Raw genomic sequence first — 2,490 nt, forward strand, 5'->3', positions numbered from 1 at the left:
TAACGAACTGAACGTGCCGCCGGGCGCGCGGCTGCCGCTTCTTGCCCGCGACGCCGATGCCACGACCGAAGCGCGGCTTCAGTCGCAGACGACAGCACTGGCCCGGCTGGCGCGCGTCGATCTGATCGTCGGACAATTGCCGCCGGGTGGCGCGTTGCAGGTGGTGGTCGACCAGACGACCTACATGATGCCGCTTGGCGATGTGATCGACCTCGATGCCGAACGCGCGCGCCTGACCAAGGCGATTGCGGTGGCGGCGAAGGAGCGCGATGCGCTGGCCGGGCGTCTGTCCAACGCCAGCTTCGTCGAGCGCGCCAAGCCCGAGGCGGTGGAAAAGGCGCGCGCCGACCATGCCGACAAGGCGGCGGAGGCCGAGCGCCTGTCGGCCGCGCTGGCGCGGCTCGGTTAGCATCGCCACGCGCCCGCTTGCCCGCGCCGCCCCATCGTCTAAACCTTGGCCGAAGCACAAACGGGGGCGGGGATGACGACGGTCGGCGACACGGTGGAAGCTACGGGCGAACAGCCATCGGCCAGCGACATTCGGCGCGTCATCACTGCGTCGTCGCTGGGCACCGTGTTCGAATGGTATGACTTCTTCATCTACGGCACGCTGGCGGCGTCGGGGATCATCGGGCGCACCTTTTTCCCCGCCGGGTCCGAAGTCATGCAGGCGCTGCTGGCCTGGGCGGGCTTTGCCATCGGTTTCGGTTTCCGGCCGCTGGGTGCGGTGCTGTTCGGCTATCTGGGCGACCGGCTGGGGCGGAAATACACGTTCCTCGTCACCATCACGCTGATGGGCGTGGCGACGGCGGGGGTCGGGTTCGTGCCCTCAGCCGCGTCGATCGGCCTGGCGGCGCCGGCGATCATCATCCTGCTTCGCATCGCGCAGGGGCTGGCGCTGGGCGGCGAATATGGCGGCGCGGCGATCTATGTCGCCGAACATTCGCCGCAGAACCGCCGCGGCTATTATACCAGCTTCATCCAGGCCAGCGTCGCGGGCGGCTTCATCCTCAGCCTGATCGTCGTGCTGGGGTTCAAGAGCGCGATGACGCCGCAGACCTGGCTCGACTGGGGCTGGCGGATGCCGTTCATCTTCTCGATCCTGCTGCTGGCGGTATCGCTGTGGATGCGCTTCAAGCTGTCGGAAAGCCCCGTTTTCCGGGCGATGAAGGCGGCGGGCAAGCTGGCGGGCAATCCGTTCGTCCAGAGCTTCACCTATCCCGGCAACAAAAGGCGGCTGCTGGTCGCGCTGTTCGGGATCGCGGCGGGCCTGACAGTCATCTGGTATACCGCGATGTTCAGCGTGCTGTCGTTCCTGACCGGCCCGATGCGGGTGGAGGAGACGACGGCGCAACTGATTACCGGCGCGGGTGCGGCGGCGGGGCTGTTCTGGTTCGTGCTGTTCGGGCGGCTGTCCGACCGGATCGGCCGCAAATTGCCGATTGTCGTCGGCCTGATCGCGTCGCTGTTGTTCCTGTTCCCGCTGTTCTGGATGATCGGCAGCGCGGCCAATCCCGGTCTGGCGCAGGCGGCCGAACGGGCGCCGGTGATCGTACGGGGGCCTGCCTGTGCCTATGACCCCTTTGCCGCGCAGCAGGCCGACCGATGTGGACAGGTGCTGGACCACCTGTCGAAACAGGGCATCGCCTATACCAAGGCGTCGGCGAACGTGCCGGCGGTGACGATCGGCGGCGTTCCCGTTGCCGACATCAGCCCCGCGGGTCTCGATGCTGCGCTGGCGGAGGCGGGATACAGCCTCGACAAGGTGGTGCCGACCGGGCGCAACCTGGCAATCATCCTGATTGCGATCATCGGGCTGAGCGCCTTGTCCGGCGCCACCTATGGTCCCGTCGCCGCCGTGCTGGCCGAGATGTTTCCGCCCAGCATCCGGTATTCGTCGATGTCGATCCCCTATCATATCGGCACCGGTTATTTCGGCGGATTTCTGCCGTTCATCAGCCAGTATATCGTCGCGCGCACGGGCGATCCCTATGCCGGGCTATGGTATACGATGGCGGTCGCGGCGATGGCGCTGGTGGTGGTCGCATTCGGTCTCAAGGAAACGCTGGGGAACGAGGCGAGCGATTGAGCGGGCTGGCCCCGGCGGCCCTGTCGCGCTAGCGGGACAGGGTGACTGAGATCGAACTGCCCGCGCGCCTGATCCTCGACGGCACGGCCCTGTGCGACAATTGGCGTGCATTGCGGGCGCTGAGCGGCGGCGCGGCGACAGGCGCGGCGGTCAAGGCCGATGGCTATGGTCTGGGCGCGGCGGGCGTGGTCGAGCGGCTGGCGCGGGCGGGATGCCGCGATTTCTTTGTCGCCACCTGGGCGGAAGCGGCGGTGCTGGCCCCGCTCGTCCGGCGCCATGAGCTGTCGCTGTCCGTGCTGCACGGCGTCCGCGCGGTCGACATGGCGGCGGCGGCAAGCCTGCCGGCAAGACCCGTGCTCAACACCGTCGAACAGGTTGCGCGCTGGCGAAACACTGGTCCG

Annotated in this window: 2 protein-coding genes and 1 pseudogene; all 3 read left to right on the forward strand. The window is 67.7% G+C overall.

The annotated features are described in order from the left end of the window. Positions 1 to 409: pseudogene (locus VL973_RS08770) on the forward strand (valine--tRNA ligase); the annotation flags it as partial. A gap of 72 nt (positions 410 to 481) precedes the next feature. Further along, entirely contained in the window at positions 482 to 2,089 is a 1,608-nt protein-coding gene (locus VL973_RS08775) for an MFS transporter (RefSeq protein ID WP_325283644.1), read from the forward strand. 50 nt (positions 2,090 to 2,139) lie between these two features. Next, positions 2,140 to 2,490: alanine racemase (locus VL973_RS08780; RefSeq protein ID WP_325283645.1), on the forward strand; the 351-nt coding region annotated here is incomplete at its 3' end.

The organism is Sphingomonas sp. (assembly GCF_035490575.1).
Taxonomy (GTDB): Bacteria; Pseudomonadota; Alphaproteobacteria; order Sphingomonadales; family Sphingomonadaceae; genus Sphingomonas.